This is a genomic window from Lentzea sp. NPDC060358 (assembly GCF_042725365.1).
Taxonomy (GTDB): domain Bacteria; phylum Actinomycetota; class Actinomycetes; order Mycobacteriales; family Pseudonocardiaceae; genus Lentzea.
On the sequence record NZ_JBHXCW010000061.1, the window covers coordinates 1 to 22,952 of the forward strand.

A 22,952-nucleotide genomic window follows, 5' to 3' on the forward strand; every position below is an offset into this window, starting at 1 on the left:
GATGTGGACAGTCGGTTGGGCTGATCGAGTGACGCGGGTAACGCATTCCCGCCGGTCCCGCGATGTGGTGCTCATGACCGCATCCGTGCTCCGGCAACGACTGCCGCAGAACGCCCGCCGCGCCGCCCTCGCGATCTCGGCGGTGCTCCCGCTGGCAATCGTCGCGGCCTGCGGCCAACCGTCCACCGACCTCGCGAGCGCCAAGAGCTCGCTTTCCAGCACCACCACGACCACGACCACGACCACCACCACGACGACCACGACTCCGCCGGCGGTGACCGTCGCGTCCGTCGTGGACGGTCGCACCGTGACTCTGTCCGACGGCGCCAAGCTGGTGGTGCAGGGACTGGCGGCCCCCGGCGAGTGCTGGGCGGGCGCGGCCGTCGACTTCGCCACGAAGACGTTGGTGGGCAAGCCGGTCAAGGTCGTCGGCTCGCAGCTGCTGCTGGCCGACGGCGCGGACTACGCGGTCCTCGCGGCCGGTCAGGGTGCCGCGCGCGCCGTCGACGGAGCCGAGGCCGCGATCTCGGCGGCGGCCGCGGTCGCGAAGCAGACCGGGCTCGGGTTCTGGGGGCCGCCGTGCGGCGGGCTCGACGTGAAGCCGGCGCCGAACACCGTTGCGCCCCAACCGCAGCCCGCCGTGCCGCAGCCGCGAACCGTTGCGCCGCAGCCCGTTCCACCACCGGCGCCAGAGCCCGCTCCGGCCCCCGCCGCCTACTACGCGAACTGCGACGCGGCCCGTGCCGCCGGTGCGGCGCCGCTCTACGCGGGACAGCCGGGGTACCGCCCGGCGCTCGACCGCGACAAGGACGGCGTCGCGTGCGAGTGATCTCCGCTGTTCGAAGAGGGTTCGTGCGAGGGCACCTGGTCCGGTTCCGGCCCAGGTAGCCTTCCCCGCATCCCCCGATCGAGTGGAGAGGCAGCTCACACATGACAGGCCCGTTATCCGGTAGAGCCCCCGAAGGTGTCACCGTCGTTCCGGCGGACGTGCTGGCGCAGATGAAGTCGTTCCCCCTGCACGGCGACCAGCGGCTGCAGAACAAGCTCCTGTGGAAGTCGCCCGCCGGTGACACGATCGTCGGTCTCATCCAGATGGCACCGGGCGCGCGGGACGTCGGGCACAACCACCCGTCGGCCACGCAGCACACGTGGGTCGTCGACGGCAAGGTGACCATCGGTGGCGTCGAGGCCGGCGCGGGGTCCTACGCGTTCGTGCCGCCCGGCGCGGACCACGAGACCGTCGCGGGCGACGATCCGGTGACGATGTTCTACATCTACCAGCCGTTCGCCGCCGAGCACGACCACGACCACGGCAACTGACGTCGTTGACCCGCAACGTTTTCTGCGCTCACCCACCTGTGGGGTGAAGATCGAGCGGAAGCGCGGTGGCCGCGAATAGGTTGTCCCGCATGAGGTCCGTGGTCGCCGCGTTATTACTCGTGGCCGTCACCTCCGGGGGAGCGCCGGCGGTGGCCGAAGCCCCTGCCGCGAGGTGCGCGGCCGCCCGTCCCGTCGTCTCCGGCGCGGAGACAGCCGTCGAAGCGCGCGTTCTCACCGGCTGCACGGCCGGTGAGCTCGTCGTCTTCCGCGCCGCGCTCGTCGCCCGCGTCCACGGCACCTCGTGCACCGCGGTCGCCTCCGAGGTCGAGGCGGACCCCGCGTCCGTGCCGCAGTGGGTGCGCGCCCGGCTGGAGCTGGTCTGCGCGCCCGGTCCGGAGGGCGCGCTCGGCGCGCGGATCACAGTGCAGGCGCAGGACTTCACGCTCTCGCTCGGCTCCGACCTCGAGGACCAGGACCCGGCGGCCCGGCACCTGTGGACCGTCGAGTTCGTCGCCGGCACCGGCGAGCTGCCGGAGCCACCCGAGACGGCCGTGCGGCACACGAGTGGGCAGGGCAGCGCGTGGGTGCGGGCCGACCACGAGGTCTTCGACGGCTGAACTGGCCCCTTGCGGGATGATGCGGTTCATGCGTCCCGAGGTGTTCGTGGTCTGGGCACACACGAGTCCCGGTTGGGACGCCGCGCGCACCAGAGCGTGGCGGGACACCCTGCACGGGTTCGCCGGGCTGCTGCACCGCATCGGTGCCAAGCCCGAGATCGACCTCTACCACCAGCACGAACCCGTCGACTGGTCCACGTTCTGCCTGCAGCGCATGGAGGACGCGGACCGGATCGCGGTGGCCGTGTCACCGGGGTGGGCGCTCGCGTTCAGCGGGCGCAACCCCGACAGCCGCGGCGTGGAGTACGAGCTCAAGCACCTGCGCGGGCTGCTCATGCGGCAGCCGGAGCTGTTCCAGCGCAAGGTGATCGTCGTCGTGCTGCCCGGTGCGAGCCTCGACGACATCCCGCCGTCGCTGCACTGCGTGCCGCACTTCGTGGTCGACCCCGGCGACCCCGCGTCCGCCGTGGCCCTGGAGCACCAGCTGTCCCGGCGGCCGATGTACGCGATGCCCGCGCCGCGGCTGCGCGAGCTGGCGCGGGCCGGTGATCCCGAGGTCGTCGCCGAGCTGCTCAACACCACCGTCTACCTGCCCGACCCCGGCCGGCCGGGCCTCGTCGCGGCCGACGTCACCGGGTACGAACGGGCGGTGCTCGCGTTCACCGGCCTTGACCGGCTCGTCGCCTACCGCCGGCTCAAGGGCTTCTCGTGGGACGACCGGTGGCTGGAGGTCGAAGGCGCCGAACTGCTGCCGTTGGTGGCGCCGCTCGGCGTCGGGGTCGTGGTCGACGCGGGCGCGGCACACGAAGAGGTCGTCTTCGTGTCGGCGGCCGAAATCAAGGAGCTGATCGGCTGAGGCCGTATATCGTTCCAGACCAAACTTTCACCGGCGGGAGGTGCCGTGAGCGGGTTCAGCGTCGACCCTGCCGAGCTGCGCGCACTGGCCCGCCCGTTGTCGCAGGCCGCCGAGGGCGTCACCTCCCTCGCCCGCCACCCGGACGGACGGCCGGACCCCTCCCGCGGCGAGCTGTTCGCGGCGCTGGCCCGGTTCCGCGATGCTTCCGACCACGCGACGGCGGAACTGGTGCGCGACGTCGAGGGCACAGCGGGCCGTCTCGTCGACACAGCCCGCCATTACGAACAGGTGGACGTCTTTCCCGCGTGAGCCTCTCCAGCGACTTCCACTCCCTCCGGAGCGTCCAGGAGTGGTTGAGGCGGATGCGCGACGAGTGCGCATCCGTGGCGTTCGCACATGCCAAGGCGACGTCGAGCGCGTGGACCGGCGCGGCGAGCACGCGGTTCGACGAGTACCGCTACCGCGCCAGAAAGCGTTGGCTCGACGTGTCCGACGCGTTCGAGATCGCTCATGACGCCGTGGAGACCTACCTCTACACGCACGTCGAGGTGAGCCGCCTCGTCCAGCAGGCAGGGCCGGAGCAGGCGGACCGGCTCTGGCGGCAGCTGGCCGAGGAGGAGCACCTCGCGGTGCGTGCGGTGGGCAACGCGACCGACGAGCTGAGACACGTGCGGTCCGAGCTGCGCGATCCCGAACCCGTGCCGGAGGTCGCCGTCGAGCAGGCCGCGGAGCCGGTCGCCGAGGTGGTCGCCGACGCCGTCGCGGTGCTGCCGCGCGCGGCGGACTTCCTGGCGAAGCCGCACGTCGAGACGGTCGTGACGACGCTCGCGATCACGGCGCGCTACCCGCGTTGGCGGAGGTGGTCAACGGAACAGCTCCTCGACGGCTGAGCTTCTGCACCTTCCGCGCGATGCGGAAGATCCGGTGGATCTCCGAGCGCTTGGTCGGGTGCTGGAAGGTCAGGGCGTCGACCGCGTCCCGGCGCTGCCACCACGACAGGTCGGGAGCGATCAGCCGGGTCAGCCTGATCAGCTCGGCTGCCTTGGCGTCGTCCCACCTCGCGTGCAGAGCCAGTTCGCCGAAGTGTTCCAGCAGGTACTCGCCGTGCTCCTCGTCGGCGAAGGCGTGCTTGAGCAGGTCCTTCACGTGGTTCGGAAACGCCTCGCCGAACTCGACGAAGTAGTCGTGGCGCAGTTTGTGGATCCCCGCCACCCACAGCGCCAGCGCGAGCGTGATCTGCTGGAGACCGGTGCGCCGGTACCTCGCACCCGTCCACGACAGGACGGTCTCGATGGCGATGCCGCGGATCTCCTTGTCCAGCAGCATGCGCAGCATGCCTCCGACCACTGCGTTCTGCGGAGCGAAGTACTCCGACCTGCCGATCGCGGTGAGCTTCTCCAACGCCGCGGCGAGGTCGCGCCGGCCGAACTCGGACGAGTAGACCAATGCCACCGTCGACTTCTGGTAGGCGGTACCCGATTTCGTCCACGTCTTCAGGGTCTTCTCGACGATGGGACGGATCAGCGCGTCGTCCATCAGCACAGCCATCGCTCTCGCGGCCAGAGCGCGACTGCCGTACCGGCGGTGAGAGCCCAGGCTCTCCACGATCGCCAGCGGCTCGTGCGCCGGAACGGTCCGCACGACCTCGCAGACGGCGTGGAGGCTTTCCTCCCCGTACCTGTCGAGCGTGGCGTCGTCGCACATCCAGTCGCGGAGGATCTCCTGGGCCGCGGGGTACTGGCGCCACATGTGCTTGAAGACGCCGCTGGCCCAGTCGTGCCGCTCGAACCGGATGGTCTCCTCGAACATGTCCTTGTGCTTCGGGTGGTCGCGCACCTCCGTCTTCGCGCAGATCTCCTGCAACATCCTGTCCTTCGACAGGTCGAACACGCAGCGCGGCCGCAGCTTCTTGTCCTCGGGCAGGCGGGCTTTCCTGATCTCCTCGTCGAGTGCTCGCGCGCGTTGCGCCACGTGCTCGAACGGCTGGTTCTCAAGCACCGCGACCGCGAACGAGTAGGCGTAGGTGTGCACGTCCTTGTCAGCGAACCAGTGCGCTACGGCCTCCGTGACCTCCTCCTTCAGCGCCGCGACGGCCTTCGCGACGTCGAGTTCACCGGAGTGGATCCGCACCGCGAAATCTGCGGCCAGCACGGCTTTGTCGGGTGCCGCGCCCTCGAGCGCGGGCGCCAGCTCGGTCTTGATCATCTGCAGCAGTACCTCGTCCGCGTGACCACGCCGGCGCAGTGCGGCCTGAGCGACCTCGACCGCAGACGGCGGGGTCAGCGACACGACGTGCTTCCACGAGTTCGCCGGAGTCCGGGAGTTGTGGTCGAGCAAGATCACCAAGCGGCACTGCGCGTCCTTGACGACGTTGAGGCACTGCGCGAAGTCGCGATCGGAGATGGGCTGGTCGCGGCTGCCCCGTCCGTCCAGGACGAGGCCAATACCCGGCTCGAGCTCGGCTTCCCGGACGCTGTCGAGCGTGCGGGCGCGGTTCATGTCGGCGATCTTCGTGATGCCGAATTCGTGCGCCAGCATCCTGTGCGCGGTGAAAGTGCGCCCGGTCCCTTCACCGCGCAACATCACCACGTGCTCACGCCTCAGCCTGGTCAGCGCGTCGTCGTAGTTACCGGGTGGTACGAACTCACGTCGCACGTCCTCGACGTCCTGAGGCGTCGCGTAGCGAACGATCAGGTCCGCCGGGGCCGAGATCGGTGAGTTGTAGACGTTGACGTTGCCGGAGACAGATCCGGTCTGAGCTCCGTGCATGGCGCCCTGAGCGACGTTCAGCATGTACTGGGGCTCGTCCGGCGACAGCTGGGATGACGGCTTCTGCTCGGCGGCCGCTGCGGGCTTGTCCTCTTTCTCTTCGCTCATGGTCGACGTCCGCCGTAGAAGTTCAGGTTGCCGTCGATGTCTCCGGCCTGCACACCGTGCATGTTGCCGTGCACGACATTGCGGACACGGGTACCGGATTGGTGCATCTCCGGAGCCGTCTTGGTGAACGCGGTCAGGCTGCGCGAGTCGAAGCCCTGCACGCGGACCCAGGCCTCCTGCCGGAACTCCTTGTTCGAGATGGCCAGCGCGGCGAAGTCGCTGCGCCGCGCGAGCTGGGTGTGGTCACCGCTGAACGCCGCGTCGAGGGCCTCGGAAGAAACGATCAACCCCGTGTTCGCCGTCTCCTCCGACCCCAGTTCGCGGCAGCGCTCGAGCAGCTTCTTGAACTCCGGCGCGTCGAGCAGCCGGTTGTGGTCGACGCGGGTGCGGTGAAAGCCGTCGGCTCCGACCGGGCCCACGTGGACGGCGACGCGCAGCCGCACTTCCGGCTTCTGCCAACGATTGTGGTTGATCGTGAGCTGGTCCAGACGCACAGCCGCGTCGAGGACCGCACCGAGTTGCTCGCTCTGCAACACCATCACGGCTCCATCGCCGAGCGGTTCGCGGACGAGCACGTCGGCTGGTTCGACGCCGCTGTGCTCCAGCGCTTCGTCGAGCAGCTTCGAGATCGTGACGGGGACTGCCTTCAACAGGTAGTCCGGTAGCTGTGCCGAGCCGATGACGTCGACGCCGAGCAACGCGCGGTGCTGCGGAACAGGATTCACTCGCTGCCTCCATTTCCACGGGACAGCGATTCTGGTGGCTGGGACGGACGCGCTCACCCGGAAAACAGGGGCAACAAGTGGTCAGTTCGCCTCTTGGGAATTGGCAATGAATTGGCCGAGGCGCTCCGGCGCTGGTAGCAGGTAGCGCAGGCGGCCGGTCTGGAGGAGCCCACGACGGCGCAGCGTGCGCAGGAACGGCTCGATCGTCTTCACCGACATCGCCGTGGCGTCGGCCAAGTCCTCCTGGCTGACCCCACGCAGTTCGAGGCCGGAGCTCGCCTCCGTGCCGAACCTGCGCGCCCAGTACAGCAGACACATCGCCACTCGTGCGGCTCCGGTGCGCGCCTGGCGCAGCTGGTTCTCGTCGGCGTTGCGCTGCCGTTCGTTCCACGTCTCGTCGAGGAGCCGCTGAATCCCGGGGTCGTTCCTCAGCGCCAAGTAGTGGCTACCCGCCACGTGCCACGCCGCTCCGGGCGCCAGCGCGACCACGTGAGCGCTTCGCGTGACGGCGTTGGTCACGCCGATCTCCCCGAGCAGAGCCCCCGAGCCGTACAGGCCGGTGATCGGCTCGTGCTTCTCACCGGTCGGCAGCACCACCTTGACCAGGCCCGACTCGATCAGCAGCACCTCCTCGCTCGGTGTGCCCGCGGTGATCAGGCGGTCGCCGCGGTGGAACGGGCGAGGCCTCCTCCCGGCGCGCAGGGTGGCGCGCCCCAGGTCTTTCGCTGGATCATCCATCAGTGCGGACCCCCGCCGCCGTGCGTGACGCTTGCCGGTTTCCGGCCGATATGACCGATGAGGTTCAACGAGATCAGGGGCTGGGACGTTCCGGTGGTGAACAGGTCGTCGATCCTCATGAACCGACAGCGTGGCAGAGGGGGAGGGACGGAGGTACAACGCGGCGATCGTGGAAACGGTTGCTGTGGCGTCAACCGCAGACCGATCACGCACCGTAGGCTGTCAGGACGCCTAGGCTGGGGGTGATCGCGGAAGGGGTGGTGTGGGTCGTGGGGCTCGCGGAGTCCTTGCTCACGTGGCTGCACGGCTTCGTGGGCGGGAATGTCTGCCCCGGTGACTGGGTGTGGACCACCACGGCGCTCGGTGCGGTGCTCGGGTTGTTCCCCACGGTCGGGGCGCTGCTGTCCATCGCGGTGCGGCGGGTCGTCGGCAACTCCTACGGCGCGGTGACCGGCGCGATCTTCGCCGTGCTCGGTGTCGCCAGCTGCCTGGTGCTGCCGTGGCTGATCATGCGCGGGACCGTGCAGGGGCTGGCCGGGCGCGACATCCCCGGATCCGGTTCGCTGGACGAGCTCACCTGCTTCGACCAGTTCTCGCAGGGGCGCTACCTCGTCGACGGCACGCCGTCGATCATCGGTGTGGCCCAGCGGCCCGGCGCGGCTCCCCTCTTCCTGATCGCCGCCGGCATCACCGTGGTGCTGGCGCTGCTGTGCCTGCTCTTCGTCATGCTCCAGGCGGGCTCGGCGTTCCGGCTCGGGCCGAGCTGGCCCAAGCGGGTGTTCTGGCTGCCGTTCCTGGTGCTCCTCGCAGCCACGTCGGCACAGCCCGTGACGCTGGTGGGCCATGTGCTCCTGGGCTTTCTGCCGATTGCGGTAATCGGCTCAATCGTCGTGCGGATTTTCGGGTTGACTACCGCCATGCTCAACCGCCCCGGCCGCGACCGGTCCCAGGACCGGAGTGCGCAGAACCCGCCGCCACCGCAGCCGGTGGCGCGCACCCCGCAGCCCCAGCTGCCGCAGAACCCGCAGAAGAAGGCGCCGACGAAGCCGATCAACGCGGCCCAGCACCAGCAGCCGCCGCACCAGCCGTCGCAGCACCAGCCGCAGCCCTCCCAGCACCAGCCGACGCAGAACCCGCCGCCGTACCAGCCGGCGCAGGTGCCGAAGTACCAGCCGGCGCCGATGAACCGGCCGATGCGCCCGGTGAACCAGCCGCCGCCGCAGTACCCGCCGACGCGCGTCGCCGAGGTGCAGCAGCCGCAGCCGTCCCAGCCCGCGGTCCTCGCCGACACGCCGGGCCCGCTGCCGTTCGGTCCGGGCGCCGCGAACGCCGACTCGCCCGCGCCCGTGCAGAAGTCCGGCAAGGTCTGGAACCCGGGCAACGGCCGGTTCCGCCGCGTCCGCCAGCTCGGCTCCGGCGGCTTCGGCACGGTCTGGCTGGCCGTCGACGAGCAGCTCGACCGCACGGTCGCGGTGAAGCTCGCGCACGCCCCGGACAACGAGACCGAGGCGCGCATGCTCCGCGAGGCCCGCGCGCTGGCCGCGGTCAGGCACCCGAACTGCGTGCGGGTGTTCGACATCGTCCAGGACCCGGACGGCCTGGCGCTGGTCATGGAGTACATCGAGGGCGCGTCGCTGTCCGAGACCGTGCTGAAGAACGGCCTGATCGACGACAAGCTGGCCGCCCGCCTGTGGCTGAACATGGCCGACGCCCTGGCCGCCGCCCACGACCGCGGCGTGCTGCACCGCGACGTGAAGCCGTCCAACGTGATCGTCGACGGCCAGGGCACCGCGCACCTGATCGACTTCGGCATCGCGCGCTCCAAGGGCGACAGCACGCTCACCGCCACCGGCATGATGGTCGGCACGCCCGACTTCCTGGCCCCGGAAACGGCCCGCGGCGAGACGGCGTCCCCGGCGTCGGACTCGTGGCAGCTGGCCGCGACCGTCTCCTACGCCCTGACCGGCCACCCGCCGCGCGGCTCCCGCGAGAACCCGATCTCCTCGCTGATGGCCGCCGCCCAGGGCGAACCGATCACCAAGCTGCCGCAGAACAGCGCGCACGCGCGGCTGCTGCTCGCCGCGATGGACCCGGAGCCCGGTCGCCGTCCCACGCTGGCCCAGGTGCGGGGGCAGTTGTCGCAGTTCCTGGACCAGCAGGGGATGAGCAAGGAGGGGCCGGTGACGAAGATGATCACCAAGCCGGGACCCCCTCCGACGCGGCACATGCCGATGTAGCCGATCCGGGTGAATGCCCCCGCACGGCGGTAACGGTCGTCAAACGCCCAGCGACGACGACAGCGTTGTTTCCTGAACGCAAAAGCCGCCATGCGAGGGAACCATGACCGCTGAAGAGAGCTGGCACGCCGCACGCCTGATCCCGACTTCGGGCATCAACGGCGCCGAGGAACAAGAACGACGGGCCACCTCGGCGTTGCTGGCGGTCATGTCCGCGGTGCGCGAGTTCGGCCGTGCGCTGACCCAGCCGCTGGGGGCGCCCGCCGCCGCGGTGCAGACGTTCATCGAGGTCCCGTTCGAGCTCGACGGGCGCAAGCTCATCCCGGACGGACTGGTCCGGGTCACGCGCGGGCAGAAGTCGTGGACCGCGCTGGTCGAGGTGAAGACCGGGTCCAACGAGCTGCAGGTCGAGCAGCTGGAGAACTACCTCGACATCGCGCGGGAGTTCGGCTTCGACGCGGTGGTCACCATCTCCAACGAGATCGCGCCGCTGCCCGGCCAGCACCCGACGCCGGTGGACCGGAAGAAGCTCAAGAAGGTCGCGCTGCACCACCTGTCGTGGAGCGAGGTGCTCTGCGAAGCCGTGATGCAGAAGGAGCACCGCGGGGTGGCCGACCCCGACCAGGCGTGGATTCTCGGCGAGCTGATCAGGTACCTCGAGCACCCGCGCTCGGGCGCGATGGCGTTCGAGGACATGGGGTCGTCGTGGGTTCCGCTGCGCGACGCGGTGGAGGCCCGCACCCTGCGCGCCACCGACAAGATCGCGCCCGACGTGGTGCTGCGCTTCGAGGCCCTGCTGCGGTTCGCCGGTCTGCAGCTCGGCCGGCGCCTCGGCACGGACGTCACGCCGGCCCTGTCGCGCAAGGACCTCGCCGAGCCGCAGGCCCGGCTCTCCCGGCAGCTCGCGCAGCTGGTGGCCGACGGGAAGCTCTCGGGAGGGATCCGCATCCCCGACACCGTCGGCACGTTGCACGTCGTCGCCGACCTGCGGGCGGGCCGGGTGATCTGCGGGGTCGACGTGGAGGGGCCGAAGGAAGGACGTCCGGCGACGCGCGTCAACTGGCTGGTGCGGCAGCTGAAGAACGCCCCCGACGCGGTGCGCCTGGAGGCGTTCGTCGCGCACGGCAGGGGAGCCGGGGCCTCCGAGTTGCTCGGTGCGGTGCGGGCGAACCCGGCGCTGCTCATCACCGATCCGCAGAAGGAGATCCGCGGGTTCCGAGTCGAGATCTCGGTGCCGATGGGCGCGAAGCGCGGCACCGGGCGCAACTCGTTCATCGACTCCGTGCTGAAGGCGGTGTCCTCCTTCTACGAGGAGATCGTGCAGAACCTGAAGCCGTGGGCCGCCACCCCGCCGAAGATCAGGGCGGAGGCCGCGTTCGTACCGCCCGCCGAGGTGCCGGTGGCGCTGGTGTCCACCGCCCCGTCGTCGCAGGACGGACCGGAGCTGGTGCCCGCGCAGCCGGCACAACCCGTGCACCCGGCACCCGCCCCGGCGGAGGCCTAGCCCAGGGCCTTCGCGATCACCGGCGCCAGGCTGCGGCTGAACTCCCCGTTCACGTGGTCCGCGTCGAAGTACACGACCACGTTCCCGACCACCGAGTAGCACCGCTCCGAGTCGCAGAAGTACTCGGACAGGTCGACCAGCGACACCCCGGGCACCTTCGTCGTCCGCGCCACCTCCACCAGCGGGTCGGTGGGGTGGGCCTGGGCGCGCGGGACGGCGCAGGTCTGCGGCGACGCGGCGTTCAGGACCACGCAGTCGGGGGAGCGGACGTCGCCGTTGAACGGCGGGTCGGCCAGCACGACGACGCGGGCGCCCGCGTCCGTCCACTTGCGCCAGCGCGGTTCCAGGCCCTCGCGGTACTGGTCGGTCTGGGTGCGGCCGTCGCGCGTCTCCACGTTCTCGCTGCGCGCGAAGAACGACGTGAGCACCAGCGACGGGCGGTCGGCGGCGATCACGTCGGTCATCCGGGCCGTCCAGGCGGCGCAGCGGTCCACCTCGTGCGAGGCGACGCCCTTGCCGCGGAAGCTCGTGGTCCGCACGTCGGCGAACGGGCAGCCGCCGAGGAACGAGATCTTCAGGTCCCACTTCGAGGCGCGGGCCAGTTCGAAGAGCGCGGCCTGCCACTGCTGGGCGTGCGAGTCGCCGACCAGCCAGACCTTGCGGCCGGGCGTGCCGCCGGTGAAGTCGCAGACGGACGTCGTGTGCTTGTCGCCCGCGTTGTAGTCCTGGATCTGGCGGCACTCGGGGGCCAGGCGCCAGTACTCGTTGGCCGGGCCCATCGCCGTCACGCGGGCCGGGCCGAACGGGGCCGGGCAGCCGTTCGTGCCGATCATGGCTCCCGCGCCGTGGCACGGGCTGGTCAGGCCGGCGGCCACGTCGCGTTCGGCCTGCGCCACGTGCCGCGAGTAGGTCCACTGCAGGCCCGTCGACAGGACGGCGACCACGGCGATGCCCGCCACCATGCCCGCGAACGTCAGGCGGGTGCTGCGGGTCAGCGGGCCCCACGACATGCCGCGGTCCTCGACGACGATCTTCGACAGCCACGCGAGGACCAGCGAGAGGGCGAGCAGGCCGAGCAGCCACGGCGTGCTGAGCTTGCCCTTCTCCAGCAGGCCGCTCAGCGCGAACGGCGCCAGCAGCAGCACCGGCCAGTGCCACAGGTAGAGCGAGTAGCTGATGTCGCCGACGAACTGGACCGGGCGCGACGCGGTCACGGCCGTGTGCCACTGCCGGCCGGGACGCAGGCCGGAGACGATCACCAGGCCGGTGCCGGCCGCGGGGACCAGGGCCAGGTAGCCGGGGAACGGCGTGTGGTGGTCGTAGGCGAACGCGGCGGTGATGATCATCGCGAGGCCCGCGAACGCGGCCAGTTCGGCGGCCGCGCGCGGCAGCACCAGCCGGGTGGCGGCCAGGGCCACGCCCGCGCCGATCGCGAACTCCCAGACGCGGACCGGCGTGATGAAGTACGCGGCGCTCGGCGAGACGGCCGTGTAGTAGACGCTGAAGCCCAGCGACAGCGCGCCCAGCACCAGGACGCCCGCCATCACCCAGCGCCGCCTGCCCAGCTTGAACATGCCCATCAGCAGCAGCGGCCAGAACAGGTAGAACTGCTCCTCCACCGACAGCGACCAGTAGTGCTGGACCAGGCTCGCGGCCTCGTTCTGCGCCGAGTAGTTCACCGACTTGCCCGCGAGCAGCCAGTTCTCCCAGTAGGAGGCGGCGGCGAACGACTCCCAGGCGTTGGCGGTCCAGCGCGGGTACGGCAGCAGGAAGTACGCCAGCACCACGCTGAGGCCGAGCACCAGCAGCGCGGCGGGCAGCAGGCGGCGGACGCGGCGGGCGTAGAACTTGCCGAGCCGGACGCGGCCGGTGCGCACGATCTCGCGGTCGAGGTGCGAGGTGATCAGGAAGCCGGAGATGACGAAGAAGACGTCGACGCCGACGTAGCCACCCGTCAGCGAGTTCGGCCAGAAGTGGTTCACCACGACGGCGAGGACGGCGATCGCGCGCAGGGCCTGGACGTCGGTGCGGAAACCCGGGGCCTTCGGCTTGCCCTCGGGTCTCCGGCTGCCGTGCTCCGGGCGCGACTCGACAGTGGTGGTCACGGCGGTAAGTCCTTCGAGGGTCACTCGACTGGGTCGTCGAGCGGGCATGCTAACCCATCGCACCTGGTGGGGGCACATTTCCTGTGATCGCTAGGCGAACCGGGTGAACGTTGTACCGGTCCGTAACGGTGATTAACCGTTCACCGACCTAAGCCGTGGGTCGCACCCGGGAAGGCTCGGGCACCGCACGCGGATGCCCTGCGAAGAGTGGTGAGGCGGTTTCCGCCGATCGCCTCACCACTCACCTCCGTCCCACCGCCCGCGACCGCGTGCGCCGGGGATCAGCGGGAGCTGAGCGCCTTCTCGACCATCGGCGTCAACGTGCGGCTGTACTCGCTGTTGACGTGGTCGCCGTCGTAGTAGACGGCGACGTTGCCGATCACGCCGTAGCAGAGCCGGTTGTCGCAGAAGTAGTTCGTCAGGTCGACCACCGACACGCGGGGGTTGCTCGACGACCGCGCTACCTCGCCCAGCGGCTCCGGCGGCTGGGCGCGTTCACGGGGGATGGCGCACGCCTTCGGGTTCGACCGGTTGAGCAGCACGCAGCTCGTCGACCGGACGTCCCGGTTGTACGGCGGGTCCGCGAACACGAACACGCGCGTGCCGGTCGCCGTCCACGCCGACCACCACGACTCGAGGCCGTCGCGGTACTGCTCGGTCTGGCTGCGGCCGCTGCCGTCGTCCACGAACTCCTGGCGGGAGAAGAACGACATCAGCACCATCGACGGCTTGTCGTTGGTGATCGCCGGGAACATCTGCGCGGTCCAGTCGCGGCAGCGCAGGATGTCGCGCGGGCCGGCGGCGCTGCGGTAGCCGGTGAACTTCACGTCGGCGAACGGGCAGCCGCCCAGGACGCCGATCTTGAGCAGCCACTTCTCCTTGCGGGCGATCTCGAACACCGGCGTCTGCCACTGCTCGGCGTGCGAGTCGCCCAGCAGCCACACGGTCTGCGTCGGCTCGCCGTCGCCGCTGAAGTCGCACACCTTGACCGTCGACTTGTTCTCGATCTTGAAGTAGTCGGTCTCCCTGCACTCCGGCGCGAGCCGCCAGTACTCGTTGACCGGCCCCATCTCCGGGACGCGGGCGGGGCCGAACGGGTCGGGGCAGCCGTTGGAGGCGATCATCGCGCCGGCGCCGTGGCAGGCGTCGCCCTTGCCCTTCTGGACGTTCTGCTCGGCCGCGGCGGCCTGCTGGTGGTAGTTCGCCTGCAGCACACCGGCCATGACCTCGACGACGAGCAGTCCGGCGATCATCGTCGCGAACGTCAGCCGGGTGTCGCGGACCAGCGCCGGGAAGGTCCGCGCGCGGTCCTCGACGAGCACCTTCGTCAGCCACGCCAGCGCGAACGACAGCGCCAGCAGCCACAGCAGCCACGGCGTCGTGAGCTCGCCCTGCTCCAGCACGCCGCCCAGCGCGAACGGCGCGATGGTCACGATCGGCCAGTGCCACAGGTAGAGCGAGTAGCTGATGTCGCCGACGAACTGGACGGGGCGCGACGCCGTGACGGGCGTGTGCCACTGCCGGCCCGGCCGCAGCCCGGAGGCGATCACCAGCGCGGTGCCGATCGTCGGCACCAGCGCGAGGGAGCCGGGGAACGGCGAGGTGTGGTCGTAGAGGAACGCGGGAACGAGGATCATCGCGAAGCCGACGCCCGACGCCACCTCGGCGGCGACGCGCGGCAGCACCAGCTTCGACGCCATCAGCGCGGCGAACGCGCCGAGCGCGAACTCCCAGACCCGCGTGAAGGTGTTGAAGTAGGCCTCGTTGGGCGACAGGGCCGTGTAGACGACGCTGAAGACCAGCGACAGCACGCCGACCCCGGCGACACCGGGCACGAGCCAGCGCCGGTTGCCGCCGAGCATGACCAGGCCGACCAGCAGCAGCGGCCAGAAGAGGTAGAACTGCTCCTCGACCGACAGCGACCAGTAGTGCTGGACGACGCTCGCGGCCTCGTTCTGCGCCGAGTAGTTGACCGACTTCGCCGCCAGGAGCCAGTTCTCCCAGTAGAAGGCGGAGGCGAAGGTCTCCCACGCCGTCGACGTCCAGCGCGGGTACGGCAGCAGCGCGCCCGCCGCGAGGACCGTGACGCCCAGCACGAGGAACGCCGCGGGCAGCAGCCGCCGGATGCGGCGCGCGTAGAACGTGCCGAACCGGACGCGGCCGGTGCGGGCGATCTCGCGGCCCAGGTGCGAGGTGATGAGGTAGCCGGAGATGACGAAGAAGACGTCGACGCCGATGTAGCCGCCGGTCAGCGCTCCCGGCCAGAAGTGGTTGACCACGACGGCGAGGACGGCGATCGCGCGCAGGGCCTGGACGTCGGTGCGGAAACCGGGCGACGCGGGCGTCCGTCTGCTCACGCTCAACAGCCGTCTCGCCTGCGCGACGCGTGCCTGGACGGTGGTGCTCATGCCTCGCCGGATCCCCCTGTCAGCCCAGGGGGATCGTAACTCAGCGAGGCCTCCGCAGGGCCCGAAGCGGTGAGGTGAGGGTCACCGCCAGCTGGGCAGCCACAGCTGCTGCTGCCACATCTCCGGGGTGATCGGGTTGCCGTTGAGGATCGGCCACAGCCACACGAAGTTCGCGACCACGATGCCGACGTACAGGGCCACGACCAGCAGGCCGGTGCCGCGGCGTTCGGACCCCGCGGTCCTGCGTCCCAGGATCTCGCCCAGCGCCAGCACGATCAGCAGCACCAGGAACGGCGCCATCGGCGTGACGTAGAAGAAGTACATCTGCCGGTCGAGGTTCAGGAACCACGGCAGCAGACCGGCCGCGTAGCCGACCAGGACGCCGGCGTAGCGCCAGTCCATCCTGCCGATGGTGCGGAAGATCGCCCAGCCGATCACGGGGAACGCGAGCCACCACATCGCGGGCGTGCCGATGAGCATGATCGCGCCGAGGCACGACGCCGCGCCGCAGCCCGTGACGGAGTTGTCGTAGTAGTAGAGCATCGGACGCAGGCCCATCGGCCACGTCCACGGCTTCGACTCCCACGGGTGCCGGTTGGTCTCCGAGGTGACCAGCTCGACGTGGAACTTGTAGACGTTCTTCGCGTTGTACCAGAGCGACTGCAGGACGTCCGGGACGTACGAGATGTCCTGGACCTTGCCGCCGACGACGTGCCGGTCGATGCCGGTCTCGCTCGCCATCCACGGGAACCACGTCGCGATGTAGACCAGCACGGGGACGGCGACCAGACCGCCGAGCGAGGGCAGCACGTCCTTCACGAGCGCGCCGAGCCACGGTTCCTCGACCCCGGCCGCCCGCCGCGCGAGCGCGCTCCAGATGACCGTCAGCAGGCCGAACGCGGCGATGTACCAGATGCCCGACCACTTGATGCCGCACGCGGCACCGAGCATCACGCCCGCGCCGAAGCGCCACCAGCGGAACCCGATCCACGGCCCGAACGCCGAGTTGGTGACGAACCCCTCGCGCACGGCGACGGCCAGTCGTTCTCTCATCTGCTCGCGGTCGACGACCAGACAGCCGAACGCGGCGACGACGAACAGCGCCAGGAAGATGTCGAGCATGCCCATCCGCGACTGGACGTGCGAGACGCCGTCCGCGATGAGCAGGACCCCGGCGAGCGCGCCCAGCAGGTCCGAGCGGGTCAGCCGGCGGGCGATCCGGACGATCAGCAGGATCGTGATCGCGCCCGCGAGCGCCGAGGCGAACCGCCAGCCGACGCCGTCGTAGCCGAAGAGGTCCTGGCCGATCGCCATCAGCTGCTTGGCGAGCGGCGGGTGGACGATCAGCTCGTAGCCCGGGTTGTCCTCGTAGCCGCCGTTGCGCAGCACCTGCGCCGACTGCGGCACGTAGTGCTTCTCGTCGAAGATCGGCGTGCCCTTGTCGGTGGGGTAGCCGAGGTTCCAGAACCGGACGAAGGCACCGACGAGCGTCACGGCGATGGTGACGAGCCAGCCGCGCAGGCGGTCTCCGGACGGCGGCGGGTCGAGTGTCGCGGCACGATCCGTGCGCGGCTCCTCGACGACGACGGGCGCCTCTCCTGGCTGCACGAGGACTGTCACGTCGCCGATCGTAGGGTGAAGCCCGTGAGTCCTGTATCCGGTTCAGGCCGTCTTGTTCTGGCAGCCACCCCGCTCGGTGACGTCCGCGACGCCTCGGCGCGCCTGGTCGAGGCGTTGGAGACCGCCGACGTGATCGCCGCGGAGGACACCCGCCGGCTGCACGGCCTGGCCGCTGCGTTGCAGGTCAAGCCGTCGGGACGGGTCATCAGCTTCTACGACCAGAACGAGGTCGGCCGCCTCCCCGGCCTGCTCGAGTCGCTGCACAACGGCGAGACCGTGCTGCTCGTGACGGACGCCGGCATGCCCTCGGTGTCCGATCCCGGTTACCGGCTCGTCGCCGCGTGCGTCGAGCAGGACCTGACGGTCACGTGCCTGCCCGGCCCGTCCGCCGTCACGACCGCGCTGGCGCTGTCCGGCCTGCCGAGCGACCGGTTCGCGTTCGACGGCTTCCCGCCGCGCAAGTCCGGTGAGCGCAAGCGCTGGTTCGCACCGCTGGCCACGGAACAACGCACGGTCGTCTTCTTCGAGGCACCCCACCGGCTCGCGGCGACGCTGGAGGACGCCGTCGAGGTGCTCGGTCCGGACCGGAGCGCGGCCGTGTGCCGCGAGCTGACGAAGAAGTACGAAGAGGTCGTGCGCGGGACGTTGGGCGAGCTCGCCGAGTGGGCCGTGGAGGGCGCGCGCGGCGAGATCACCGTGGTGCTCGGCCCGGCGCCCGTCGAGGAGAAGCCCGACCTCGACAGGCTCGTCGCCGAGGTCAGGCAGCGCGTCGCCGACGGGGAGCGGATGAAGTCGGCCGCCGCCGAGGTCGCGGAGGCGGCCGGGGTCAGCAAGAAGACGCTCTACGACGCGGCGATCAGGTCAAGCTGACTCCTGGTGGAACGTGCGGACGCCGTAGAACACGCCGACCAGCACCAACGCCACCGCCGCGACCAGTCCGAGCAGCGCCGAGCCGGTGTTGAAGATCGACCGCTCGGCGTCGACGACGTGGGCGAGCGGGTTGACCCGGGACAGCCAGTAGAGCCACCTCGGGCCGTTCGACATCGGCAGCAGCACGCCCGACAGCAGCATCACCGGCACGATCGTCGCCGACAGCACCGACGCGAAGACGTACTCCAGCTTCACCTTCAAGGCGATCGCGTACGACATCGCACCGATCGCGACGCCCAGCAACGCCACCAGCCCGAGCCCGAGCAGGACCTCGCCGACCGACGCGCGGAACCCGAACAGCGTCGCCGCGAGCACGATCAGCGCGCCCTGCACGACCAGCAGCACCACGTCCTTGCCGACCCTGCCGACGAGCAGTGCGACCCGGCTGACCGGCGTGACCCGCAGCCGTTCCATCACACCCGTGCGCACCTCGGGCAGCAGCGAGAAGCCCGCGTAGGCCGTGCCGAACAACGCCATCTGCACCAGCAGGCCGGGCACGAACCACTGCCAGCCGCCCTCGCCGAGCAGCGGCCCGAAGAGCCCGAGGTAGAGCAGCGGCTGGGCGAGCCCGAACACGACGGCGACCGGGTTGCGCAGCACCGGCCGCATCACCCGCCAGAACACGAGCCAGATGTCGCGCAGAACGTTCCTAGGCGGCATTGCTGTCCTCCCGCAACGAACGACCGGTCATGGTCAGGAACACGTCGTCGAGCGTCGGCCGGTGCACCTGCACCGAGTGCAGCTCGACGCCGATGGTGTCGAGGTCGCGCAGCAGTCCCGGCAACGCGCGGTCGCCGTTCGGGATCCGGAAGCTGACCTTCTCGCCGTCGACCGCGGAGCCCTCGAACTTTCCCGCCACCAACTGCGCCTGCGGCGTGCCGAGCACGACCAGGTCGCCGGAGACGCCGTCCTTGAGCTCGTCGGGCGAGCCCTCGCCGACGATCGCGCCGTGGTCGATCACCAGCAGCCGGTCGCTGAGGAAGTCGGCCTCGTCGAGGTAGTGCGTGGTCAGGAAGACCGTGGTGCCGTCCGCCTTGAGCTGCCTGATGTGGTCCCACAGGTTGCGGCGGCTCTGCGGGTCGAGCGCCGTGGACGGTTCGTCCAGGAACAGCAGCCGCGGGTCGTGGAGCATGCCCATCGCGATGTCGAGCCGGCGCTGCTGGCCGCCCGAGAGCGTGATGACGCCGCGCTTCTCCAGGCCCGTCAGGCCGAACCGCTCCAGCAGGTCCGCGACCTTCCTGCGGGCGTCGTGCTTGGACAGGCCGTAGAAGCGGGCCTGGAACTCCAGCTCCTCGGCGACGCGCTGCTCGGCACCCGCGCCGGTGCGCTGCCCGACGTAGCCGATGTTGCGGCGCACGCCCGCCGGGTCGGTCAGCAGGTCGTGCCCGGCGATGACGGCCGTGCCCGCGGACGGCCGCAGCAGCGTGGTGAGCATGCGCAACGTCGTGGACTTGCCGGCGCCGTTCGGCCCGAGGAACCCGACGAGCTCGCCCTCGGCGACGTCGAAGTCCACGCCGCGCACCGCGTCCACCGGACCGGCCTTCGTCGTGAACCGGCGCGCGAGGCCGCGTGCCTCGATCATGACGGAACCCCCTCTAGTCAAGTTTGACCAGAGGCTAGCGCGGACTAATCAAGTTTGACTAGTCGCGGAGGTCGTACTCGCCCGCCTCGAGCCGGCCGATCAGCTCCCGAGTCCACCGGACCTGGCCTTCGAGGTGGACGAGCCACAGTCGAAAGAGCTCGCTGACGTGCGCGGGCTTGCCCATCTCCGGCATCGACGAGATGCCGTGCCGGGTGGGGGCGAGCTGGCCCTCGAGGCCCGCGAGGCGGTTCTTCAGCAGCACGACCGCCTGCGAGCGGGGGACCAGGTTGAGCATCGCCACGCCCGCGGAGACCTCGTCGTTGCCGGCGGCGGCGTCGGCCAGCGCGTGGGAGAGCATGTTCCCGAGCTCGCGCTCACCGGAGGCGGTGATCTTGTAGGTGGTCCTGGCGGGACCCTCCGCGGACTCGGTGCCCACCGGTTCGACCAGGCCGTCCTTCGCCAGCGACTTCAGCGCGTGGTAGATCGAGCCCGGCTGCACGTTCGCCCAGCTGTCCGCCGACCACGACTTCAGCTCGCGGCGCACCACGTAGCCGTGCGCCTCGCCGACGAGCTTCACCACGCCGAGCACCAGCATCCTGGTCGCGGACAACGGACCTCCCATGCAGTGGAAAGCGGCTGGCACCGCCTCCGTAGGCTATTGGCATGAGTGCCTCCGTACTGACCGCGGTGGCCTGGCCTTATGCCAACGGCCCCAGGCACATCGGTCACGTCTCCGGTTTCGGTGTCCCCTCCGACGTGTTCTCCCGCTACATGCGCATGTCGGGGAACCGGGTGCTCATGGTCAGCGGCACGGACGAGCACGGCACGCCCATCCAGGTGCAGGCCGAGAACGAGGGCCTGACGGCCCGTGAGCTCGCCGACAAGTACAACCGCGTCATCGCCTCCGACCTGCAGGGCCTCGGCCTCTCCTACGACCTCTTCACCCGCACCACCACCGGCAACCACTACCAGGTGGTGCAGGACCTGTTCTCCGCGCTGTGGAAGAACGGCTACGTCGTCCCCAAGGTCGAGATGGGCGCCATCAGCCCGTCGACCGGCAGGACCCTGCCCGACCGCTTCATCGAGGGCACCTGCCCGATCTGCGGGTACGACGGCGCGCGCGGCGACCAGTGCGACAACTGCGGCAACCAGCTCGACCCGATCGACCTGAAGAACCCGCGTTCGCGGATCAACGGCGAGACGCCGAAGTTCGTCGAGACCGAGCACCTGTTCCTCGACCTGCCCTCGTTCATCGAGTCGCTGGGGTCGTGGATGGGCACGCGGTCCGAGTGGCGTCCCAACGTGCTCAAGTTCTCGCAGAACCTGATCAAGGACCTGCGGCCGCGCGCCATCACCCGCGACCTCGACTGGGGTGTGCCCATCCCGCTCGACGGGTGGAGCGACCAGCCGATGAAGCGGTTCTACGTGTGGTTCGACGCGGTCATCGGGTACCTGAGCGCGTCCGTGGAGTGGGCGCGCCGGTCCGGGGACGACGACGCCTGGAAGGAGTTCTGGACCGGTGACGCCCAGGGCTACTACTTCATGGGCAAGGACAACATCGTCTTCCACTCGCTGATCTGGCCGTCGCTGCTGCTCGGGCAGAACGGCGCGGGCGACAAGGGCGGCGAGCCCGGCCGGTTCGGCACGCTGAACCTGCCGACCGAGGTCGTGTCGTCGGAGTACCTGACGATGAGCGGCTCGAAGTTCTCCACCTCGCGCGGCACCGTGATCTACGTCGGCGACTTCCTGAAGGAGTTCGGGCCGGACGCGCTGCGGTACTTCATCTCCGTCGCGGGTCCCGAGAACCAGGACACCGACTTCACCTGGGAGGAGTTCGTCCGCCGGACGAACTTCGAGCTGGCGAACGAGTGGGGCAACCTGGTCAACCGCTCGATCTCGATGGCGCACAAGAACGTCGGCGCCATCCCGAAGGCGACCTCGCTGACGGATGCCGATCACGAGCTGCTGCGCCAGTCCAAGGCGGCCTTCGACACGGTCGGCGCGCACCTGCGCCGGTCGCGGTTCAAGCAGGCCTCCGGCGAGGCGATGCGGGTCATCTCGGCGGCGAACAAGTACCTGTCCGACCAGGAGCCGTGGAAGCTCAAGGACGACCCGGACCGCCGCGACTCGGTGCTGCACACCGCGTTGCAGGTCGTGCAGGACGCGAACACGCTCATGACGCCGTTCCTGCCGCACTCGGCGCAGCAGGTGCACGAGGCGCTGGGCGGCACGGGCGTGTGGGCCGCGCAGCCGTCGATGAACGAGGTCACCGACCTCGATGTGCCCGAGCGCTCGTACCCGGTGCTCACCGGTGACTACGCGGGCGAGCAGGCGAAGTGGGAGTCGACGCCGATCGAGGTCGGCCGCCCGCTGGGCAAGCCGTCGCCGCTGTTCGCGAAGCTCGACCCGAAGCTGGGCGAGACCGGGCCCGAGTGGGCTCCGATCGTCACCGACTAGTGGCGGACGAACGGGAACGACCGCCGGTGCCGGAAGCCCTTCCGACACCGGTGGTCGACGCCCACACCCACCTGGACGCGTGCGGCGCGACCTCGCGCGAGGAGGTCGCGGTCCTGCTGGACCGCGCGGAGGCCGCTGGCGTCTCGCACGTGGTCACCGTGGCGGACGACCTGGCGGCCGCCACCTGGGCCGCCGAGGCGGCCACCTGGGACCCGCGCGTCTACGCGGCGGTGGCCGTGCACCCGACGCGCACCTCGTCGTTCGGCGACGCGGAGAAGGCGGAACTGGAGCGGCTGGCCGTCCAGCCCCGTGTCGTGGCGATCGGCGAGACCGGGCTCGACTACTACTGGGACTACTCGCCGCCCGCGGCCCAGCACGAGGCCTTCCGCTGGCACATCGACCTCTCGAAGCGCGTCGGGAAGCCGTTGATGATCCACGACCGGGACGCGCACGAGGACATCCTCAAGATCCTGTCCTCCGAGGGCGCACCGTCCACCGTGGTCTTCCACTGCTTCTCCGGCGACGCGGACTTCGCCCGGCGGTGCGTCGACGCGGGGTACGTGCTGTCGTTCGCGGGCCCTGTGACGTTCAAGAACGCCCGCGCGCTGCGGGAGGCGGCCCAGCTCGTGCCGCCGGACCAGCTGCTGGTCGAGACCGACGCCCCGTTCCTCACGCCGCACCCGTTCCGGGGGCGTCCGAACGAACCGTATTGTGTGAATTACACAGTTCGGAATCTGGCGACGCTACGTGGCGAAGATCTTTCTGAACTCTGTTCCGCCGTCACCCGTAATGCTCAACGAGTCTTCGGACTCGACTACTGAGATGCGATATAGGACGAACGGAGCAGAGGGTTCCTCCCCCTATGGGGTGACTGACGTCACAACATCGGCGGAGGTGTTTGCGCAACGTCGGCTACCCCGTTACTGTCCCGTGACCGTGCCACCCGCACCGACCTTGTCGGTTCGGAGCACGCCCG

Annotated in this window: 20 protein-coding genes; 11 read left to right on the forward strand and 9 right to left on the reverse strand. The window is 70.0% G+C overall.

Going from position 1 to position 22,952, the window contains the following annotated elements:
• The first annotated feature begins 73 nt into the window (after window positions 1-73).
• The 6 genes from ACFWGZ_RS15670 (at window position 74) to ACFWGZ_RS15695 (ending at window position 3,683) form a co-directional block, all read left to right on the forward strand.
• Window positions 74-829, forward strand: a complete 756-nt coding sequence (locus tag ACFWGZ_RS15670) for an excalibur calcium-binding domain-containing protein (RefSeq protein WP_382452198.1) — start codon at window positions 74-76, stop codon at window positions 827-829.
• A 170-nt stretch (window positions 830-999) separates the two neighbouring features.
• Window positions 1,000-1,320, forward strand: a complete 321-nt coding sequence (locus tag ACFWGZ_RS15675) for a cupin domain-containing protein (RefSeq protein WP_382452199.1) — start codon at window positions 1,000-1,002, stop codon at window positions 1,318-1,320.
• 89 nt (window positions 1,321-1,409) lie between these two features.
• Window positions 1,410-1,937 carry a hypothetical protein gene (locus tag ACFWGZ_RS15680; protein ID WP_382452200.1) on the forward strand — a complete coding sequence of 176 codons (528 nt, stop codon included), beginning with the start codon at window positions 1,410-1,412 and terminating at the stop codon, window positions 1,935-1,937.
• Between the two features lie 28 nt (window positions 1,938-1,965).
• Window positions 1,966-2,793: a hypothetical protein gene (locus tag ACFWGZ_RS15685; protein WP_382452201.1), complete on the forward strand. Its 828-nt coding sequence runs from the start codon at window positions 1,966-1,968 to the stop codon at window positions 2,791-2,793.
• A gap of 45 nt (window positions 2,794-2,838) precedes the next feature.
• Entirely contained in the window at window positions 2,839-3,102 is a 264-nt protein-coding gene (locus ACFWGZ_RS15690) for a hypothetical protein (protein WP_382452202.1), read from the forward strand.
• Entirely contained in the window at window positions 3,099-3,683 is a 585-nt protein-coding gene (locus ACFWGZ_RS15695; protein ID WP_382452203.1) for a putative T7SS-secreted protein, read from the forward strand. Before ACFWGZ_RS15690 ends, ACFWGZ_RS15695 begins: the two co-directional genes overlap by 4 nt.
• Here ACFWGZ_RS15695 and ACFWGZ_RS15700 read toward each other — a convergent pair.
• From ACFWGZ_RS15700 to ACFWGZ_RS15710, 3 genes are all read right to left on the reverse strand, one after another.
• Entirely contained in the window at window positions 3,625-5,670 is a 2,046-nt protein-coding gene (locus tag ACFWGZ_RS15700; RefSeq protein WP_382452204.1) for a hypothetical protein, read from the reverse strand. The two genes, ACFWGZ_RS15695 and ACFWGZ_RS15700, sit on opposite strands and share 59 nt — an antisense overlap.
• Window positions 5,667-6,368 (reverse strand): hypothetical protein, encoded by a 702-nt coding sequence (locus ACFWGZ_RS15705; RefSeq protein WP_382452205.1) that lies wholly within the window; start codon window positions 6,366-6,368, stop codon window positions 5,667-5,669. The genes ACFWGZ_RS15700 and ACFWGZ_RS15705 overlap by 4 nt, the downstream gene beginning before the upstream one ends.
• Before the next feature lie 108 nt (window positions 6,369-6,476).
• Window positions 6,477-7,133, reverse strand: coding sequence for a Crp/Fnr family transcriptional regulator (locus ACFWGZ_RS15710; protein ID WP_382452206.1), 657 nt, complete (start codon window positions 7,131-7,133; stop codon window positions 6,477-6,479).
• Window positions 7,134-7,402: 269 nt separating this feature from the next.
• Here ACFWGZ_RS15710 and ACFWGZ_RS15715 point away from each other — a divergent pair, with 269 nt between their 5' ends.
• Complete coding sequence (locus ACFWGZ_RS15715; protein ID WP_382452207.1) at window positions 7,403-9,370, forward strand: protein kinase; 1,968 nt, start codon at window positions 7,403-7,405, stop codon at window positions 9,368-9,370.
• A 103-nt stretch (window positions 9,371-9,473) separates the two neighbouring features.
• Entirely contained in the window at window positions 9,474-10,874 is a 1,401-nt protein-coding gene (locus ACFWGZ_RS15720) for a hypothetical protein (protein WP_382452208.1), read from the forward strand.
• Here the strand turns inward: ACFWGZ_RS15720 and ACFWGZ_RS15725 are convergent.
• The 3 genes from ACFWGZ_RS15725 to ACFWGZ_RS15735 all read right to left on the reverse strand — a co-directional run bounded on the left by ACFWGZ_RS15725 (window position 10,871) and on the right by ACFWGZ_RS15735 (window position 17,007).
• Window positions 10,871-12,979 (reverse strand): acyltransferase family protein, encoded by a 2,109-nt coding sequence (locus ACFWGZ_RS15725; protein WP_382452209.1) that lies wholly within the window; start codon window positions 12,977-12,979, stop codon window positions 10,871-10,873. The two genes, ACFWGZ_RS15720 and ACFWGZ_RS15725, sit on opposite strands and share 4 nt — an antisense overlap.
• Window positions 12,980-13,260: 281 nt before the next feature.
• Window positions 13,261-15,387 (reverse strand): acyltransferase family protein, encoded by a 2,127-nt coding sequence (locus tag ACFWGZ_RS15730; protein WP_382452210.1) that lies wholly within the window; start codon window positions 15,385-15,387, stop codon window positions 13,261-13,263.
• Between the two features lie 81 nt (window positions 15,388-15,468).
• Entirely contained in the window at window positions 15,469-17,007 is a 1,539-nt protein-coding gene (locus tag ACFWGZ_RS15735; protein ID WP_382452211.1) for a dolichyl-phosphate-mannose--protein mannosyltransferase, read from the reverse strand.
• A gap of 24 nt (window positions 17,008-17,031) precedes the next feature.
• Between ACFWGZ_RS15735 and rsmI the strand changes: the two genes are divergently transcribed.
• A complete protein-coding gene (rsmI, locus tag ACFWGZ_RS15740) occupies window positions 17,032-17,877 on the forward strand; it encodes a 16S rRNA (cytidine(1402)-2'-O)-methyltransferase (protein ID WP_382452212.1) in 846 nt (281 codons plus the stop codon).
• Here rsmI and ACFWGZ_RS15745 read toward each other — a convergent pair.
• Genes ACFWGZ_RS15745 through ACFWGZ_RS15755 form a run of 3 tightly spaced genes read right to left on the reverse strand, consistent with a single transcriptional unit; the run spans window position 17,869 to window position 20,129 of the window.
• Window positions 17,869-18,597 carry an ABC transporter permease gene (locus ACFWGZ_RS15745; RefSeq protein ID WP_382452213.1) on the reverse strand — a complete coding sequence of 243 codons (729 nt, stop codon included), beginning with the start codon at window positions 18,595-18,597 and terminating at the stop codon, window positions 17,869-17,871. The genes rsmI and ACFWGZ_RS15745 overlap by 9 nt on opposite strands.
• Window positions 18,587-19,519, reverse strand: coding sequence for an ATP-binding cassette domain-containing protein (locus ACFWGZ_RS15750; RefSeq protein ID WP_382452214.1), 933 nt, complete (start codon window positions 19,517-19,519; stop codon window positions 18,587-18,589). The genes ACFWGZ_RS15745 and ACFWGZ_RS15750 overlap by 11 nt, the downstream gene beginning before the upstream one ends.
• A 58-nt stretch (window positions 19,520-19,577) precedes the next feature.
• Complete coding sequence (locus ACFWGZ_RS15755) at window positions 19,578-20,129, reverse strand: PadR family transcriptional regulator (RefSeq protein ID WP_382452215.1); 552 nt, start codon at window positions 20,127-20,129, stop codon at window positions 19,578-19,580.
• A 53-nt stretch (window positions 20,130-20,182) separates the two neighbouring features.
• On the opposite strand from ACFWGZ_RS15755, the gene metG reads away from it, so the two are divergent.
• Both metG and ACFWGZ_RS15765 read left to right on the forward strand, forming a co-directional pair.
• Window positions 20,183-21,976 carry a methionine--tRNA ligase gene (gene metG, locus ACFWGZ_RS15760; protein ID WP_382452216.1) on the forward strand — a complete coding sequence of 598 codons (1,794 nt, stop codon included), beginning with the start codon at window positions 20,183-20,185 and terminating at the stop codon, window positions 21,974-21,976.
• A 26-nt stretch (window positions 21,977-22,002) separates the two neighbouring features.
• Window positions 22,003-22,797: a TatD family hydrolase gene (locus ACFWGZ_RS15765; RefSeq protein WP_382452217.1), complete on the forward strand. Its 795-nt coding sequence runs from the start codon at window positions 22,003-22,005 to the stop codon at window positions 22,795-22,797.
• The last annotated feature ends 155 nt before the right edge of the window (window positions 22,798-22,952 follow it).

Coding starts and splice junctions, on each gene's coding strand:
- ACFWGZ_RS15745 (WP_382452213.1), bottom strand. CDS start 18,597: ATGCCGCCTAGGAACGTTCTGCGCGACATCTGGCTCGTGTTCTGGCGG.
- ACFWGZ_RS15710 (WP_382452206.1), bottom strand. CDS start 7,133: ATGGATGATCCAGCGAAAGACCTGGGGCGCGCCACCCTGCGCGCCGGG.
- ACFWGZ_RS15700 (WP_382452204.1), bottom strand. CDS start 5,670: ATGAGCGAAGAGAAAGAGGACAAGCCCGCAGCGGCCGCCGAGCAGAAG.
- ACFWGZ_RS15670 (WP_382452198.1), top strand. CDS start 74: ATGACCGCATCCGTGCTCCGGCAACGACTGCCGCAGAACGCCCGCCGC.
- ACFWGZ_RS15680 (WP_382452200.1), top strand. CDS start 1,410: ATGAGGTCCGTGGTCGCCGCGTTATTACTCGTGGCCGTCACCTCCGGG.
- ACFWGZ_RS15750 (WP_382452214.1), bottom strand. CDS start 19,519: ATGATCGAGGCACGCGGCCTCGCGCGCCGGTTCACGACGAAGGCCGGT.
- ACFWGZ_RS15675 (WP_382452199.1), top strand. CDS start 1,000: ATGAAGTCGTTCCCCCTGCACGGCGACCAGCGGCTGCAGAACAAGCTC.
- ACFWGZ_RS15720 (WP_382452208.1), top strand. CDS start 9,474: ATGACCGCTGAAGAGAGCTGGCACGCCGCACGCCTGATCCCGACTTCG.
- metG (WP_382452216.1), top strand. CDS start 20,183: ATGAGTGCCTCCGTACTGACCGCGGTGGCCTGGCCTTATGCCAACGGC.
- ACFWGZ_RS15730 (WP_382452210.1), bottom strand. CDS start 15,387: ATGAGCACCACCGTCCAGGCACGCGTCGCGCAGGCGAGACGGCTGTTG.
- ACFWGZ_RS15685 (WP_382452201.1), top strand. CDS start 1,966: ATGCGTCCCGAGGTGTTCGTGGTCTGGGCACACACGAGTCCCGGTTGG.